Source organism: Pseudomonas sp. WS 5021 (genome assembly GCF_012985535.1).
Taxonomy (GTDB): domain Bacteria; phylum Pseudomonadota; class Gammaproteobacteria; order Pseudomonadales; family Pseudomonadaceae; genus Aquipseudomonas.
On sequence record NZ_JAAQWP010000003.1, the window covers coordinates 554,274 to 569,393 of the forward strand.

Sequence of the window (15,120 nt, forward strand, 5' to 3'; positions counted from 1 at the left end):
CAACCGTAACAATCCACCGCCGAGCTTGATTGATACCCCCCCGATTCACTCCTATGGTGAGCCCCACGACAGCGAACCCGTGGAGCGATCATGACAACAACAATAACCCCCGACTCGCGCTGGACGCGGCGCCGCGACGAGAAGCAGCGGCGGCTCGGGCTGGTCCAGGCGTTTGCCGACGGGGCCGTGCTGCCCAGCGACAGGATCGTCGAGGCCCTGCAAGCCCTGATCCTGCCCGGCGACCGCGTGGTGCTGGAAGGCAATAACCAGAAGCAGGCCGACTTTCTCTCGCGCTCCCTGGCCAAGGCCGACCCGGCCGTGCTCCACGATTTGCACATGATCATGCCCAGCGTCGGGCGCTCCGAGCACCTGGACCTGTTTGAAAAGGGCATCGCCCGCAAGCTCGATTTCTCGTTTGCCGGCACCCAATCCCTGCGCATCAGCCAGCTGCTTGAAGACGGCCTGCTGGAAGTCGGCGCGATCCACACCTACATCGAACTCTATGCGCGACTGGTCGTAGACCTGATCCCCAACGTGGTGCTGTCCGCAGGCTTCATGGCCGACCGCGCCGGCAATATCTACACCGGCCCCAGCACCGAAGACACCCCGGCGCTGATCGAGCCGGCGGCGTTCAGCGATGGCATCGTCATCGTGCAGGTCAACCAATTGGTGGACGACGTCAGCGACTTGCCCCGCGTGGACATCCCGGCCAGTTGGGTGGATTTCGTGGTGGTGGCCGACAAGCCCTTCTATATCGAACCGCTGTTCACCCGCGACCCCCGGCATATCAAGCCGGTGCATGTGCTGATGGCGATGATGGCGATCCGTGGCATCTACGAAAAACACAACGTGCAGTCGCTGAACCATGGCATTGGTTTCAATACCGCCGCCATTGAACTGATCCTGCCGACCTACGGTGAGTCCCTGGGCCTTAAAGGCAAGATCTGCCGCAACTGGACCCTCAACCCGCACCCCACGTTGATCCCCGCCATCGAAAGCGGCTGGGTTGAAAGCGTGCATTGTTTCGGCACCGAACTGGGCATGGAAAACTACATCGCCGCGCGCCCGGATGTGTTCTTCACCGGTCGCGACGGCTCGTTGCGCTCCAACCGGATGTTCTGCCAACTGGCGGGGCAATACGCGGTGGACCTGTTTATCGGCGCCACTTTGCAGGTGGATGGTGACGGTCATTCGTCCACCGTGACCCGAGGCCGGCTCGCCGGGTTTGGCGGTGCGCCGAACATGGGCCACGACCCACGCGGGCGCCGCCACGGCACCCCGGCCTGGCTCGATATGCGCCACGACGATGCCCCCGAAGCCTTGCTGGAGCGCGGCAAAAAGCTGGTGGTGCAGATGGTCGAGACCTTCCAGGAGGGCGGCAAACCGACCTTCGTCGACACCCTCGACGCGGTGGAAGTGGCGCGCAAAAGCGGCATGCCCCTGGCGCCGATCATGATCTACGGCGACGACGTGACCCACTTGCTCACCGAAGAAGGCATCGCCTACCTGTACAAGGCGCGCTCCCTGGAAGAGCGCCAGGCGATGATCGCGGCGGTCGCCGGGGTGACCGCCATCGGCCTGCGCCACAACCCCAAGGACACCGCGCGCATGCGCCGCGAAGGCCTGATCGCCTTGCCCGAAGACCTCGGCATCCGCCGCACCGACGCCACCCGCGAACTGCTGGCGGCCAAAAGCGTGGCCGACCTGGTGGACTGGTCCGGTGGCCTGTACAACCCGCCCGCCAAGTTCAGGAGCTGGTAAATGCACGCACTCAAACTGCACACACTGACCCTGGCCGAGCAACTGGCGGACCTGGCGGTCGATGCACTGATCGACGAAGCGGACCTGTCGCCCAAGCCGGCGCTGGTGGATCGGCGTGGCAATGGCGCCCATCTGGATCTACATCTGGGCTTGATGCACGCGTCGGCGCTGTCCTTGTGGCCGGCCTTCAAGGAAATGGCCGAAGCGGCGATTGCCCTGGGCGAGATCGGCCTGCCGCTGCGCGAAGCCCTCGGCCGGATCGGCCGCGAAGGCGAACAGGCGATGCTCGCCACCACCCAGGGCGTGAATACCCACCGTGGCGCGATCTGGGCCCTTGGCCTGCTGGTGGCCGCCGCCGCGCTGGCACCTGCCTCGCGCACGGCCAATGCGCTGACTTTAAGGGCTGCGCGCCTGGCCCTGCTCCATGACCGTTTTGCACCGCAACCGCTGAGCCATGGCGCGCAAGTCGCGCAGCGCTATGGCGTACGTGGCGCCCGCGAAGAAGCGCAACTGGGCTTCCCCGCAGTGCTGCAACGGGGCCTGCCGCAACTGCACGCAAGCCGTTTGCAACAACACGGCGAGCAGAACGCGCGCCTCGATGCGCTGCTGGCGATCATGACCCAACTGGCCGACACCTGCGTGCTCTACCGCGCCGGCACCGATGGCTTGCAGGCGATGCAACGGGGCGCCCAGGCCGTGCTGGATGCGGGCGGCAGCGCGAGCCTGGCCGGGCGGCGTCGCCTTAATGAGCTGGACCAGCAACTGCTGGCCCTGAATGCCTCCCCCGGTGGCGCCGCCGACCTGTTGGCCGCCTGCCTGTTTATCGACCGCATCGAGTCTTGCGACGGAGCGTTTTGATGGAAACCCTATCCTTTGAATTCCCCGCCGGGCAGCCGCCCAAAGGCCGCGCGCTGGTGGGCTGCGTCGGTTCCGGCGACCTTGAAGTGCTGCTGGAACCGGGCACGGCGGGCACCTTGAGCATCCAGGTGCAAACCTCGGTCAACGGCGCCGAGCAGCGTTGGCAGCACCTGTTCCAGCGGATTTTCCAGGAGCAGACCCCACCGGCGCTGAACATTCAGATCCACGATTTTGGCGCCACCCCCGGCGTGGTGCGTTTGCGCCTGGAGCAAGGTTTCGAGGAGCTTGGCCATGACTGATTTACTCAACCGGCACAGCTTCGTCGAACTCGGCGCCCGCCAGCGGGCCAAGGCCTTGCTCGATGCCGGCAGCTACCGTGAATTGATCGACCCGTTCCAGCGCGTGATGTCGCCGTGGTTGAGCCGCCAGGGCGTGGTGCCGCAGGCTGACGACGGGGTGGTGATCGCCAAGGGCACCCTCGATGGCGTGCCGCTGGTGATTGCCGCCATCGAAGGCAATTTCCAGGGCGGCAGCCTCGGTGAAGTGGGCGGCGCGAAAATCGCCGGCGCCCTGGAGCTGGCCGCCGAGGACAACCGCAACGGCATCCCGACGCGTGCGGTGCTGTTGCTGGAAACCGGCGGCGTGCGCCTGCAGGAGGCCAACCTCGGGCTGGCGGCGATTGCCGATATCCACGCCGCGATTGTCGACCTGCGCCAGTACCAACCGGTGATCGGCGTAGTGGCCGGCAGCGTTGGCTGTTTTGGCGGCATGTCCATTGCCGCGGGCCTGTGCAGCTACCTGGTGGTGACCCGCGAAGCGCGCCTGGGCTTGAACGGCCCGCAAGTGATCGAACAGGAAGCCGGCCTTGAAGAATACGACTCCCGTGACCGGCCCTTCATCTGGAGCCTGACCGGCGGCGAGCAGCGCTTCAACAGCGGCCTGGCCGACCGTTATGTGGCGGACGATGTGGCGCAGATCCGCCAGCAGATCAGCGAACTGTTGCAGCAAGGTTTGCCGGCAGCGCCGCGCAGCCGCCAAGCCGACTATTACCTGGCGCGCCTGGCTGCGCTGGACGCCGAACCGCAGATCGAGCCGGCCACGGTTCGTGACCTGTATCAGGGAGAACGCTCATGAGAGGCTTGCACTGGTTCAACGCATTGCGCGCGGATGCAGCGCCGGTGGCGGGTTTGCCGGCTTCGTTGAAAGTTGCTGATGGCGTGCTCGGCGAGCAGGCCGTGCGGTTTATCGCGGTGGTGCCGGATGCTACCAACCGCTTCCCCCGCGCCCGCCAAGGTGAGGTTGGGTTGCTGGAAGGCTGGGGCCTGGCCAAGGCGGTGGATGAAGCCATCGCCCGCGGCGATCAACGCCCGATTGTGGCTATTGTCGACGTGCCGAGCCAGGCCTATGGCCGTCGCGAAGAAGCCCTGGGCATTCATCAGGCCCTGGCGGCGGCGGCGGACAGTTATGCCCGCGCGCGCCTGGCCGGGCATCCGGTGATCGGGTTGCTGGTGGGCAAGGCCATGTCCGGGGCGTTTCTCGCCCATGGCTACCAGGCCAACCGCCTGATTGCCCTGCGCGACCCTGGGGTGATGGTGCACGCCATGGGCAAGGCCTCGGCGGCGCGGGTCACCTTGCGTAGCGTCGAAGAACTCGAAGCCCTGGCCGCCAGCGTGCCGCCCATGGCCTATGACATCGACAGCTATGCCAGCCTCGGCTTGCTCTGGGAAACCCTCACGGTCAGCCAGATCGAACAACCGACCGCCGACGACCTGGCGCGGGTCAGGGATTGCCTGGTGCAGGCGATCAAGGATGTGCAGAACAGCGGCGTGCGCGATTTACGCGGGCGCCTGGGCGCCGTCAATCGTGCCGCGTCCAGCCATGTACGCCAGCTGTTGCGGGAGCAATGGTGAACGCCCACGACTTGCTCTGGGGCATGGCCCCGGCGCACGTGCCCGCTGACGCACCGGCCTGGGTACTGGCGGTGATCGGGGCGGGGCAGCCAGTGGTGGTGCGCCGGGCGCTGGCCGAACCGGGCTATGTGGCGGTGGGTGTGCGTGGACGTTTGCGGGAGCAGCGCTTTGCGGCCGTGATGCCCGTGGCGGCTGTGCAACGGCGAGTGACACCCGAGGCCCTGTGCGGGGTGATCTCGCCGCGGGATTTACCGGCGTTGCGCGCCCTCGATCAACTGCGGCCGGTGCTGGCGCAAGAGGTTTGGGGTGTGACGGGCAGCGCGGGTTTCGAGTTGGCCACGGGCATTGAGGCACTGCATGCCCAGAGCGATCTGGATTTGCTGCTGCGCGCGCCCGAGCGGCTTGATCGCGGTGATGCCGAGGCGCTGCTGGCGATTCTGGACACCGCACCGTGTGCCGTGGACCTGCAATTGCAAACCCCTTATGGCGCGGTGGCCTTGCGCGAATGGGCCGGCCCATCGCTGCGGGTGCTGCTGAAAAACGCCAGCGGTGCGCATCTGGTGATCGACCCTTGGCAGGCCGTGGCATGAGCAGCCTCCTGGTGTTTCCGGGGCAGGGTGCCCAACGCCCGGGCATGCTCCAGCAATTGCCTGCCAATGTCCTCGATGAAGCCAGCGATACCTTGGGACAAGAGGTGCGCCAGCTCGATTCGGCGCAGGCCCTGGCCAGCACCCGCGCCGTGCAACTGTGCCTGCTGATCGCCGGCGTGGCCCATGCCCGTGAGTTGCAACACACACCGGACTATGTGGCGGGCCTGTCCATCGGCGCTTATCCGGCGGCAGTGATCGCCGGGGCCCTGGCGTTTGCCGATGCGCTGCGGCTGGTCAGCCTGCGCGGTGAACTGATGCAGCACGCTTATCCACAGGGCTACGGCATGACAGCGCTGATCGGCCTGGAGTTATCCACCGTCGAAAGCGTGCTCGCCGAGATCCACAGCGCGCAAACCCCGGTGTACCTGGCCAATATCAATGCCGATAACCAGTGCGTGATCGCCGGCAGCGATGCCGCCATGCAACGGGTGGCCAACCGCGTCAAAGGCCAGGGCGTGGCCAAGCGCCTGGCCGTCAGCGTGCCGTCCCATTGCGCACTGCTGGAGCAACCGGCCCAGGCCCTCGCTGAAGCGTTTGCCAAGGTCGCGCTCAAGGCGCCGGCCATCACTTACCTGAGCAGCAGCCGGGCGCGGCCGATCCGCGATCCGGCGCAGTTGCGCGACGACCTGGCGTTCAACATGTGCCGCCTCGTCGATTGGCGCGGCACCGTACAAAGCGCCTATGAGCGCGGCGTGCGCCTGCACATCGAGCTGCCTCCGGGCACAGTCCTCACCGGCCTTGCGCGGCGGGTGTTTGAGCAAGGCACCGTGATTGCCTTCGAAGGTGCGCGCCTGGACACCTTGCAGGCCTTGCTGGAACAGGAGGGCCGCCACCACCGATAAAGCGTGAGCTTGGCTTTCGAAGCACAAAAACAACAATTTCGATCAAGCATCAAGAGGACTACCAGCATGATTATTTACGGTGTGGCGTTTCTGGCCCTGTGTACCCTGGCGGGCCTGTTCGTCGGCGAGCTATTGGGCAAATGGATGGGCATCCCGGCCAACGTCGGCGGGGTGGGGATCGCGATGTTGCTGCTGATCGGCCTGGGCAGTTACCTCGCCAAGCGTGGCCTGTTTACCGGCAAATCCGAGCAGGGCGTGAGCTTCTGGGCGGCGGTGTACATTCCCATTGTGGTGGCCATGGCGGCCCAGCAAAACGTGTATGGCGCGATCAGTGGCGGCCCGATGGCGATCCTCGCCGGCACCAGCGCGGTGGTGGTGGCATTTGCCCTGGTGCCGGTGCTGGTGCGCATCGGCAAGCGTGAGCCGGAAGCGGTTGTCACTCCCAAGTCGGCAGGGTGAGCGCCATGTACGAATCCTTGATGAAAGTCATCACCGGCTACGGCCTGATCAGCGGTTTTGCGGTGATCGGCCTGACCATGTGGGTGTCCTACTGGATCAGCGACACCTTCACCAAAGGCCGCCTGCATGGTTCGGCCATCGCGATCCTGCTGGGGCTGGTGCTGTCCTATGTGGGTGGTGCGTTTACCGGCGGGGCCAAGGGCGTGGTGGATATCCCGTTGCTGTCGGGCATCGGCCTGCTGGGCGGGGCGATGCTGCGGGACTTTGCCATCGTGGCCACCGCGTTTGGGGTGAGCGTCGATGAGCTCAAGCGTGCTGGATATGTGGGGGTGCTGGCGTTGTTTGTCGGCGTTGGCTCGTCGTTTATCGCAGGCGTCGGAGTGGCCATGGCGTTTGGTTATACCGATGCGGTGAGCCTGACCACCATCGGCGCCGGGGCCGTGACCTACATCGTCGGGCCGGTGACCGGGGCGGCGATTGGCGCCAGTTCCGAGGTGATGGCGCTGTCCATCGCGGCGGGGTTGATCAAGGCCATTCTGGTGATGGTGATGACCCCGTTCGTCGCGCCGCTGATTGGCCTGAACAGCCCGCGCAGTGCGGTGATCTTCGGCGGGTTGATGGGCACCTCCAGCGGCGTGGCCGGTGGGCTGGCGGCGACTGATCCGAAGCTGGTGCCTTATGGCTGCCTGACGGCGGCGTTTTATACGGCGCTGGGTTGTTTGTTGGGGCCTTCGTTGTTGTTTTTGATCATGCGCGGGTTGGTGGGCTGATCGACCCTTTGTAGGATCCGGCTTGCCGGCGATGGCTGCCTTGGATGTGTCGCAAGGCGAATGGCCTCATCGCCGGCAAGTCGGCTCCTACAGGGGCAGTGTTCAACGTTGCCGATTGGCATACATCCGACACTCCGCCAACAACGCCAGCAAGTTCGGATCGCGCTCCTTGGCCTTCAAGAACACCACGCCAATGTGCTGCTGCAACCGGTAGCGTGGTTGCAGCGGGATCAGCTTGACCCGGTTCTCATACACCGCCGCGATCCTTCCCGGCAGCAGCGCATAGCCAACGCCCGAGCTGACCATGCTCAGCAGGGTAAAGATATCGTTGACCTGCATCGCCACCTTCGGCTCGAAGCCTGCCTGCTTGAACACCCGTGCGCCGTCCTGGTGGGTGGCGAAGCCTTGGGTCAGGGTGATGAAGGTGGCATCGCGCACCTGGGCCAGGTCGATTTCCTGTTCGCGATCCAGGGGCGAGTCGGCGGGGGTGGCGAGGAAGATATCGTCGCAAAACAGCTGGATCTGCGCGCAATCCGGCTCGACGGCCTGGTCGTCGAGGGAGATCAGGATCGCGTCGACTTCCATGTTTTTGAGCTTGTACATCAGGTCGACGTTGGAGCCCAGGATCAGGTCGATATTGAGCTCGCTACGCCTGATTTTCAGACCCATGATCAGTTGCGGCACGGTCTTGACCGTCAGCGAATACAGAGCGCCGAGCTTGAAACGCTCGGCGGAGAAACCGGCGGCTTCGCGGGTCAGGCGCACGCTGTCGACCACATCCTGTACCAGCTTCTGCGCGCGTTCTTCGAGGACGTAGGCGCTTTCCAGGGGGGTGAGGTTGCGCCCTTCGTGCTTGAACAGCGGGCAGCGCAGGGCGTTTTCCAGGGAGTGGATGGCCCGGTGCACGCTGACATTGCTGGTCTGCAACTCGGCGGCGGCGCGGGCCAGGTTGCCGGTGCGCATGAAGGCCAGGAAGATTTCCAGTTTCTTGAGGGTAAATTCTTCGTCGATCAGCATGGCGATGACTCTTATTCGAATGCATTCGATTGTGCCCTTAAAGCGCCGCAACCGTCATAACGGTCTTGCACTCTCGCCTGTCAGGCCTGAGCCTTACGGGGTAGATGCAGCAGTTTTGGAGGTTGGCAACACATGTATCACGGAGAACGATTCAACGCCTGGAGCCATTTGCTCGGCGCCGTGGCAGCCTTTATCGGCGCGGTGTGGATGCTGGTGGTGGCGAGCATGGACGGCAGCCCGTGGAAGATCGTCAGCGTGGCGATCTACGGTTTTACGCTGCTGGTGCTGTATAGCGCCTCGACGGTGTATCACAGCGTGCGCGGGCGCAAGAAAGCGATCATGCAGAAGGTCGACCACTTTTCGATCTATCTGCTGATTGCCGGCAGCTACACCCCGTTTTGCCTGGTGACCCTGAACGGGCCGTGGGGCTGGACGCTGTTCGGGATTGTCTGGGGGCTGGCGGTGATCGGGATCTTGCAGGAGATCAAGCCGCGTTCCGAGGCGCGCATTTTGTCAATTGTGATTTATGCGGTGATGGGCTGGATTGTGTTGGTGGCGGTCAAGCCGTTGATTGCCGCGCTGGGCATGGATGGGTTTATCTGGCTGGCGTCGGGTGGGGTGTTGTACACGGTGGGGATTATCTTCTTTGCCCTGGAACACCGTTTAAGGCACTCCCACGGGATCTGGCATCTGTTTGTGATTGGCGGCAGCCTGCTGCATTTTGTGGCGATCATGCGCTACGTGCTCTGACGCACCTCTGTAGGAGCCGGCTTGCCGGCGATGGCGTCAGCAAGGTTGGCGCAAGACTTGATGGCCTCATCGTCGGCAAGCCGGCTCCTACAGGTTTAGAGGCGGTCTAGCTGCTCCTGGGCACGGCTGCCAAAGATCTCCAGCAGGCTCGCCAACATATGCGGCGGTGGCTCGTCGGCGCGGGTCAGGGCATACAGGGTGATGGGCAGCGGCGGGGCCAGGGGGCGGATGCAGGTGCTGTCGGTGGAGGCGCCCAGCGCGGTGAAAGGGTCGATCACCGCCAGGCCGGCGCCGGACTCCACCATGGCCCGGGCCAGGGAGTAGGTCTGCACCGAGATCCGCACGCGCGGCGGCGGCTCGACCGCTTCCAGGTAGCTGTCGAGCCGCGCCGACAGCGGGTCGGCACTCGACAGGCCAATCAACGGCGTGCCCGCCAGGGCCATCAAGGGCAGGGGTTTGCCCAGTTCCGCCGCCGGCCAGAAGCCCCGTGGCGCCAGGGCCACCAACACGCCGTGGGCCAATGCCTGGGCCTTGAGCCCCGGATGGTCCGGGGACTTGAGGGTCAGCGCCACATCCATCTCGCGCATCAACAGGTTTTGCACCAGCTCACGGCTGTGGGCGCTGGACAGTTCGCAGGCGATGTCCGGGTAGCGTTGGGTCCACTCGCCAATCGCCGGCGGCAGCAGTGACAAGGCCAGGGCCGGCGTGGCGCCAATGCGCAAGCTTTGGCCGGGCGCGCGCCGCAGGTTCTGCGCCAGGCGCCGCACGCCTTGCAGGCTTTCGCTGACCTTATCGACCTCGCGCTCCAGGGCCAGGGCTTCCGGGGTGGGCTGCAGCTTGCCGCGTATGCGCAGGAACAGCGGGAAGCCCAGTTGCAGCTCGGCATGTTGCAGCACCTTGGTCACCGCCGGTTGCGAGACATGCAGCAACTGCGCGGCGGCACTGACCGAGCCGGTCTGGCGGATGGCCTGGAAGATTTCGATATGACGCAAGCGCATGACGAGTCCATAACCTTTGTTTATAGGTGGCCCATCTTTATTCATTGTCCGGCGCCTGTCACCTGCCCCTACCCTTGGACGCTCATCACAACGCTTGGGAATCGATATGGCTGAGCAGGTTTGCATCATTGGCGGTGGGGTCATCGGTCTGGCGAGCGCCTATGCCCTGGTGCGCGCCGGCATGGACGTGACGGTGGTCGAAGCCCGCGACAGCCTGGGCAGCGAGACCAGCTTTGCCAATGGCGGCCAATTGTCCTATCGCTACGTTGCGCCGCTGGCGGACAAAGGCGTGCCGTTGCAAGCCATTGGCTGGCTGCTGCGCGGTGACTCGCCGTTAAAGCTGCGCCCGCGCCTGGACCCGGCGCAATGGCGTTGGATGGCCTCCTTCCTTGGTGCCTGCCGGGCTTCGGTCAACAAGCGCAACGCCGGGCACTTGCTGCGCCTGGCCACCCTGAGCCAGGGCACCTTGCAGCAATGGCGCGAAGAAGACGGGCTGGACGGCTTCGACTGGAAACGGAACGGCAAGCTGGTGACATTTCGCAGCCATCACACCTTCGAGCACGCTCGCAACAAGGTGCTCGATTGCCTGCAACAGCAAGTGCTGTCGGCGGCCGATTGCACGCGGCTGGAGCCGACCCTGGGGGCCAGGGATTTTGTCGGAGGTATCTACACGCCCAATGAAGAAGTGGCGGACTGTCATGGCTTCTGCCAGCAGTTGGCGGCGCGCCTGCAAGCGTCGGGCCGGTGCCGGTTTGTGCTGGGGCGCAAGGTCACGGGCATCCGCCATGCCAACGGCACCGTACAGGCGATTGAGTTGGGTGACGAGGTGATGCCGGTGCAGCACCTGGTGCTGGCGGCGGGAGTACGCAGCCCCGAGTTGGCCTTGCCGGGCATCGCATTGCCGCTGTATCCGCTCAAGGGCTACAGCCTGAGCGTGCCGATTGGCGCGCAGCACGCCGCGCCGAACATCAGCATCACCGACTATGACCGCAAGATCGTTTACGCGCGGATCGGCGAACAACTGCGGGTGGCGGCGATGGTCGATATCGTCGGCTTCGATAAGGGCCTTGAGCCCAAGCGCCTGGCCCTGATCAAGCGCCAGGCCAGTGAGACGTTCCCCTTGGCCGGCGATTACAGCCAGGCCATCGAATGGGCCGGCATGCGCCCGGCCACCCCCAGCGGCGTGCCGCTGATTGGTGCCAGCGTGTACCGCAACCTGTGGCTCAACCTCGGCCACGGCGCCCTGGGTTTCACCCTGGCCTGCGGCAGCGGCCAGGTGTTGGCCGAACTGATCGGCCAGCACACTCCTTCCATTGATATGCAGGGCCTAGCGCCCCGCGCCGCATAGGACAGCGCAATGACCATCACCCGGATCAACAGCAATAGTCGCCTGTCGGGCGCCGTGACTTTCCAGGACCTGGTGTTCCTTTCCGGCCAGGTGCCGGGCGACGGCCAGGACGTCAGTACCCAGACCCACGAGGTGCTGGCCAAGATTGATGCGCTGCTGGCCGAAGCCGGCAGCGACAAGGATCATCTGCTCAACGCGACGATCTACCTGAAGAACATTCAGGAGGGGTTTGCGCCGATGAATGATGTCTGGTCCGCCTGGCTCACGCCCGGCCAGGCACCGACCCGTACCACCCTGCAGGCGGAACTGGCACGCCCCAGTGTGCTGGTGGAAATCAGCGTCATCGCTGTACGCCGTCCATAACAAGAAAACCAACGGAGAATAACAATGCAAAAAATCACGTTGATCGGCACGGCCCTCGGGCTGTTACTGGCGGCCCAGGCCCAGGCCAATGAAGCGCCGCTGGTGGGCACCCTGGCCAAGGTCGCGAATGCCAAGAGCATCACCCTGGGCTATCGCGATGCGTCGGTGCCGTTTTCCTATGTCGGCGACCACACCGGCAAACCCATGGGCTACTCGGTGGACCTGGCGAGCAAGATTGTCGAGCGCATCCAACAGAAGATCGGCGTGCCCCAGCTCAACGTGAAGTACAACCTGGTCACCTCCCAGACCCGTATTCCGTTGGTGATCAACGGCACCGTCGACCTGGAGTGCGGCTCCACCGGGGTGACGGCCGAGCGGCAGAAGCAGGTGGCGTTTTCCTATGGCTTTATCTACGTCAAGGGCCAGTTGCTCACCGCCAACGACAGCGGTATCCAGCGCTTCGCCGACCTGCGCGGCAAGAACGTGGTGACCACTGCCGGCACCACCAACGAGCGGTTCCTCAAGAGCTACAACCACGAGCACAAGCTGGATATGTCGGTGATCAGCGCCAAGGATCACGGCGAGGCGTTCCAGATGTTGCAATCGGGCCGGGCCGTGGCGTTCTACATGGACGATGCGTTGCTCTACGGCGAGCGTGCCAAGGCCAAGGACCCGCACAAGTGGGTGGTGGTGGGCGAGGAGCAGTCGCGGGAAATCTACAGCTGCATGGTGCGCAAGGACGACCCGCAGTTTCTGGCGGTGGTCAACGAAACGTTGGGCGAGCTGTACAGCTCGGGGGAAATCAACGGGATCTACCAGCGCTGGTTTGAACAGCCGATCCCGCCGAAGGGATTGAACCTGGAGTTCCCCATGACCAGCGAGCTGAAGGCGATCATTGCCAAGCCGGTGAGTGATCCGGTGGAATAAAACACCCAGCGTGTAGGCGCCGGCTTGCCGGCGATGAGGCCCGCAAGTCTTGCGCAGGCCTTGATGCCGCCATCGCAGGCAAGCCAGCTCCTACAGTTTGATTGGGTTTGCAACGTGGGGTTAGAAGTCGCCCCATAGCTGTTGTGCGACGGCCAGCGCAACTACGGGCGCCGTCTCGGTGCGCAACACCCGCGGCCCCAGGCGTGCGGCGTGGAAGCCAGCGCCTTGCGCGGTCTGGACTTCACCATCGGTCAAGCCACCCTCCGGCCCGATCAAAAACGCCAGGCTCGATGGCTTGGCATGGCTCACCAGCGGCTCGGCCACCGGGTGCAGCACCAGCTTCAAATCCGCCTCGGCCTGTTTCAACCAATCGGCCAGCAACAGCGGTGGGTGAATCACCGGCACCGTAGAGCGGCCGCATTGCTCACAGGCGCTGATTGCGACCTGGCGCCAGTGCAGCAGGCGTTTGTCGGCACGTTCGTCCTTGAGGCGCACTTCGCAGCGCTCGCTGAAGATCGGCGTGATGGCATTGACCCCAAGCTCGGTGGCTTTCTGGATGGCCCAGTCCATGCGCTCGCCACGGGACAGGCCCTGGCCCAGATGAATGTGCAGTGGCGACTCGACCTGGCCGGCGAAGGCTTCGGTCAGTTGCACCGTCACGCGTTTTTTCCCGACTTCCAGCAGGCTGCCGCGAAATTCCTGGCCAGAGCCGTCGAACAGTTGCACGGCATCGCCTTCGTTCATGCGCAGCACGCGGCTGATGTAGTGCGCCTGGGCTTCGGGCAATTCGTGGTCGCCAAGGCTTAGCGGGGTATCGGTGAAAAAACGCGACAGTCTCATTTCTGTTCTCTGCAAATAATGTGTGTGTTGCTATGCAGCGGGAGCGACGGCGTACTGTAGGAGCCGGCGTGCCGGCGATGGAGGTCAACGATAACGAGGGGGCCTGGATGAACGCGGCGCTCTCACGTTTTTCGCCGGCAAGCCGGCTCCTACAGGGGGCTGAGGGTTAGCCGGGGTCGCGAAAGCCTGGGTGGAAGTCCTTGGGCACGGCCACGCTGACTTTGCTGTTGGTGGCGATATCAATGCCCTCGGTGGCCACTTCGGCGAGGAAGTCGATCTGCTCCGGGGTAATCACATACGGCGGCAGGAAATACACCACGCTGCCTAGCGGGCGCAGCAGCGCGCCGCGTTCCAGGGCATGCTCGAACACTTTCAGGCCGCGCCGTTCCTGCCAGGGGTAGGCGGTCTTGGTGGGCTTGTCCTGTACCATCTCGATGGCCAGCACCATGCCGGTCTGGCGCACTTCCGAGACATGGGGGTGGTCTACCAGGTGCGCGGTGGCGGTGGTCATGCGCTGGGCCAGGGCCTTGTTGTTCTCGATGACGTTGTCTTCTTCGAAGATATCCAGGGTCGCCAGGGCTGCCGCACAGGCCAGCGGGTTGCCGGTGTAGCTGTGGGAGTGCAGGAAGGCGCGCAGGGTCGGATAGTCGTCGTAGAAGGCGCTGTACACATCTTCGGTGGTGACCACGGCGGCCAGCGGCAGGTAGCCACCGGTGAGGGCCTTGGACAGGCACAGGAAATCCGGGCGGATGCCCGCCTGCTCACAGGCAAACATGCTGCCGGTGCGGCCGAAACCCACGGCGATTTCATCGTGGATCAGGTGCACGCCATACCGGTCGCAGGCTTCGCGCAGCAGCTTGAGGTACACCGGGTGGTACATGCGCATGCCACCGGCGCCCTGGATCAGTGGTTCGACGATCACGGCGGCGACGCTGTCGTGGTTTTCCGCCAGGGTCTGTTCCATGGCCTGGAACATGGTGCGCGAGTGTTCTTCCCAGCTCATGCCTGCGGGGCGCAGGTAGCAGTCCGGGCTTGGCACCTTGATGGTGTCCAGCAGCAGCGCCTTGTAGGTCTCGGTGAACAGCGGCACATCACCGACCGACATCGCGGCGATGGTTTCGCCGTGGTAACTGTTGGTCAGGGTGACAAAGCGCTTTTTGTTCGGCTGGCCGCGGTTGAGCCAATAGTGAAAGCTCATCTTCAGCGCGACTTCGATGCACGACGAGCCATTGTCGGCGTAGAAGCAGCGGGTCAGGCCTTCGGGGGTGATCTTGACCAGGCGCTCGGACAGCTCGATCACCGGCTGGTGGCTGAAGCCGGCGAGGATCACGTGCTCCAGTTGGTCCACCTGATCCTTGATGCGCTGGTTGATGCGCGGGTTGGCGTGGCCGAACACGTTGACCCACCACGAGCTGACGGCATCGAGGTAGCGCTTGCCTTCGAAGTCTTCCAGCCATACGCCTTCACCGCGCTTGATCGGTACCAGCGGCAGTTGCTGGTGGTCTTTCATCTGGGTGCAGGGATGCCACAGCACCGCCAGATCGCGTTGCATCCACTGGTTGTTCAAGCCCATCTTTTAGTCTCCTCGAAGCGCTGCCGTGACCCGCGCAGGCAAAACAATCGCGCA

Annotated in this window: 17 protein-coding genes; 13 read left to right on the plus strand and 4 right to left on the minus strand. The window is 64.2% G+C overall.

Annotated features, from left to right (window positions below):
- Positions 1 to 90: 90 nt before the first annotated feature.
- The 9 genes from mdcA (at position 91) to madM (ending at position 7,250) form a co-directional block, all read left to right on the plus strand.
- Complete coding sequence (gene mdcA, locus HBO19_RS12540; protein WP_115129199.1) at positions 91 to 1,761, plus strand: malonate decarboxylase subunit alpha; 1,671 nt, start codon at positions 91 to 93, stop codon at positions 1,759 to 1,761.
- The gene (locus HBO19_RS12545) at positions 1,762 to 2,619 is read left to right on the plus strand and encodes a triphosphoribosyl-dephospho-CoA synthase (protein WP_170057588.1); all 858 of its coding nucleotides are present in this window, start codon (positions 1,762 to 1,764) and stop codon (positions 2,617 to 2,619) included.
- Positions 2,619 to 2,918, plus strand: a complete 300-nt coding sequence (locus HBO19_RS12550) for a malonate decarboxylase subunit delta (protein WP_057960874.1) — start codon at positions 2,619 to 2,621, stop codon at positions 2,916 to 2,918. Before HBO19_RS12545 ends, HBO19_RS12550 begins: the two co-directional genes overlap by 1 nt.
- The gene (locus tag HBO19_RS12555) at positions 2,911 to 3,753 is read left to right on the plus strand and encodes a biotin-independent malonate decarboxylase subunit beta (protein ID WP_170057589.1); all 843 of its coding nucleotides are present in this window, start codon (positions 2,911 to 2,913) and stop codon (positions 3,751 to 3,753) included. The genes HBO19_RS12550 and HBO19_RS12555 overlap by 8 nt, the downstream gene beginning before the upstream one ends.
- Positions 3,750 to 4,529 (plus strand): biotin-independent malonate decarboxylase subunit gamma, encoded by a 780-nt coding sequence (gene mdcE / locus HBO19_RS12560; protein ID WP_170057590.1) that lies wholly within the window; start codon positions 3,750 to 3,752, stop codon positions 4,527 to 4,529. The genes HBO19_RS12555 and mdcE overlap by 4 nt, the downstream gene beginning before the upstream one ends.
- Entirely contained in the window at positions 4,523 to 5,119 is a 597-nt protein-coding gene (locus HBO19_RS12565) for a malonate decarboxylase holo-ACP synthase (protein WP_170057591.1), read from the plus strand. Before mdcE ends, HBO19_RS12565 begins: the two co-directional genes overlap by 7 nt.
- On the plus strand, positions 5,116 to 6,021 hold the full coding sequence (gene mdcH, locus HBO19_RS12570; protein ID WP_170042162.1) for a malonate decarboxylase subunit epsilon: 906 nt from the start codon (positions 5,116 to 5,118) through the stop codon (positions 6,019 to 6,021). The genes HBO19_RS12565 and mdcH overlap by 4 nt, the downstream gene beginning before the upstream one ends.
- 66 nt (positions 6,022 to 6,087) lie before the next feature.
- Positions 6,088 to 6,480, plus strand: a complete 393-nt coding sequence (madL, locus tag HBO19_RS12575; protein ID WP_169953580.1) for a malonate transporter subunit MadL — start codon at positions 6,088 to 6,090, stop codon at positions 6,478 to 6,480.
- A 5-nt stretch (positions 6,481 to 6,485) separates the two neighbouring features.
- Positions 6,486 to 7,250: a malonate transporter subunit MadM gene (gene madM, locus HBO19_RS12580; RefSeq protein WP_169953582.1), complete on the plus strand. Its 765-nt coding sequence runs from the start codon at positions 6,486 to 6,488 to the stop codon at positions 7,248 to 7,250.
- Positions 7,251 to 7,352: 102 nt separating this feature from the next.
- On the opposite strand, the gene HBO19_RS12585 is transcribed toward madM, so the two are convergent.
- The gene (locus HBO19_RS12585; protein WP_169953584.1) at positions 7,353 to 8,267 is read right to left on the minus strand and encodes a LysR substrate-binding domain-containing protein; all 915 of its coding nucleotides are present in this window, start codon (positions 8,265 to 8,267) and stop codon (positions 7,353 to 7,355) included.
- A gap of 132 nt (positions 8,268 to 8,399) precedes the next feature.
- On the opposite strand from HBO19_RS12585, the gene HBO19_RS12590 reads away from it, so the two are divergent.
- Positions 8,400 to 9,017, plus strand: a complete 618-nt coding sequence (locus HBO19_RS12590) for a hemolysin III family protein (RefSeq protein ID WP_170042164.1) — start codon at positions 8,400 to 8,402, stop codon at positions 9,015 to 9,017.
- A 95-nt stretch (positions 9,018 to 9,112) separates the two neighbouring features.
- Here HBO19_RS12590 and HBO19_RS12595 read toward each other — a convergent pair whose 3' ends face one another.
- The gene (locus HBO19_RS12595; protein WP_169953586.1) at positions 9,113 to 10,015 is read right to left on the minus strand and encodes a LysR substrate-binding domain-containing protein; all 903 of its coding nucleotides are present in this window, start codon (positions 10,013 to 10,015) and stop codon (positions 9,113 to 9,115) included.
- A 106-nt stretch (positions 10,016 to 10,121) separates the two neighbouring features.
- On the opposite strand from HBO19_RS12595, the gene HBO19_RS12600 reads away from it, so the two are divergent.
- The 3 genes from HBO19_RS12600 to HBO19_RS12610 are packed head-to-tail and all read left to right on the plus strand — an operon-like array spanning position 10,122 to position 12,653.
- Positions 10,122 to 11,363, plus strand: a complete 1,242-nt coding sequence (locus HBO19_RS12600) for a D-amino acid dehydrogenase (RefSeq protein WP_169953588.1) — start codon at positions 10,122 to 10,124, stop codon at positions 11,361 to 11,363.
- Positions 11,364 to 11,372: 9 nt separating this feature from the next.
- On the plus strand, positions 11,373 to 11,726 hold the full coding sequence (locus HBO19_RS12605; protein ID WP_170057592.1) for a RidA family protein: 354 nt from the start codon (positions 11,373 to 11,375) through the stop codon (positions 11,724 to 11,726).
- Between the two features lie 24 nt (positions 11,727 to 11,750).
- Entirely contained in the window at positions 11,751 to 12,653 is a 903-nt protein-coding gene (locus HBO19_RS12610) for a transporter substrate-binding domain-containing protein (protein WP_169953592.1), read from the plus strand.
- 120 nt (positions 12,654 to 12,773) lie between these two features.
- Here the strand turns inward: HBO19_RS12610 and HBO19_RS12615 are convergent, their stop codons facing one another.
- Together HBO19_RS12615 and HBO19_RS12620 are read right to left on the minus strand one after the other, a co-directional pair.
- On the minus strand, positions 12,774 to 13,493 hold the full coding sequence (locus HBO19_RS12615) for a 16S rRNA (uracil(1498)-N(3))-methyltransferase (protein ID WP_170042165.1): 720 nt from the start codon (positions 13,491 to 13,493) through the stop codon (positions 12,774 to 12,776).
- 166 nt (positions 13,494 to 13,659) lie between these two features.
- Positions 13,660 to 15,066, minus strand: a complete 1,407-nt coding sequence (locus HBO19_RS12620) for an adenosylmethionine--8-amino-7-oxononanoate transaminase (RefSeq protein ID WP_170057593.1) — start codon at positions 15,064 to 15,066, stop codon at positions 13,660 to 13,662.
- Positions 15,067 to 15,120: the final 54 nt, after the last annotated feature.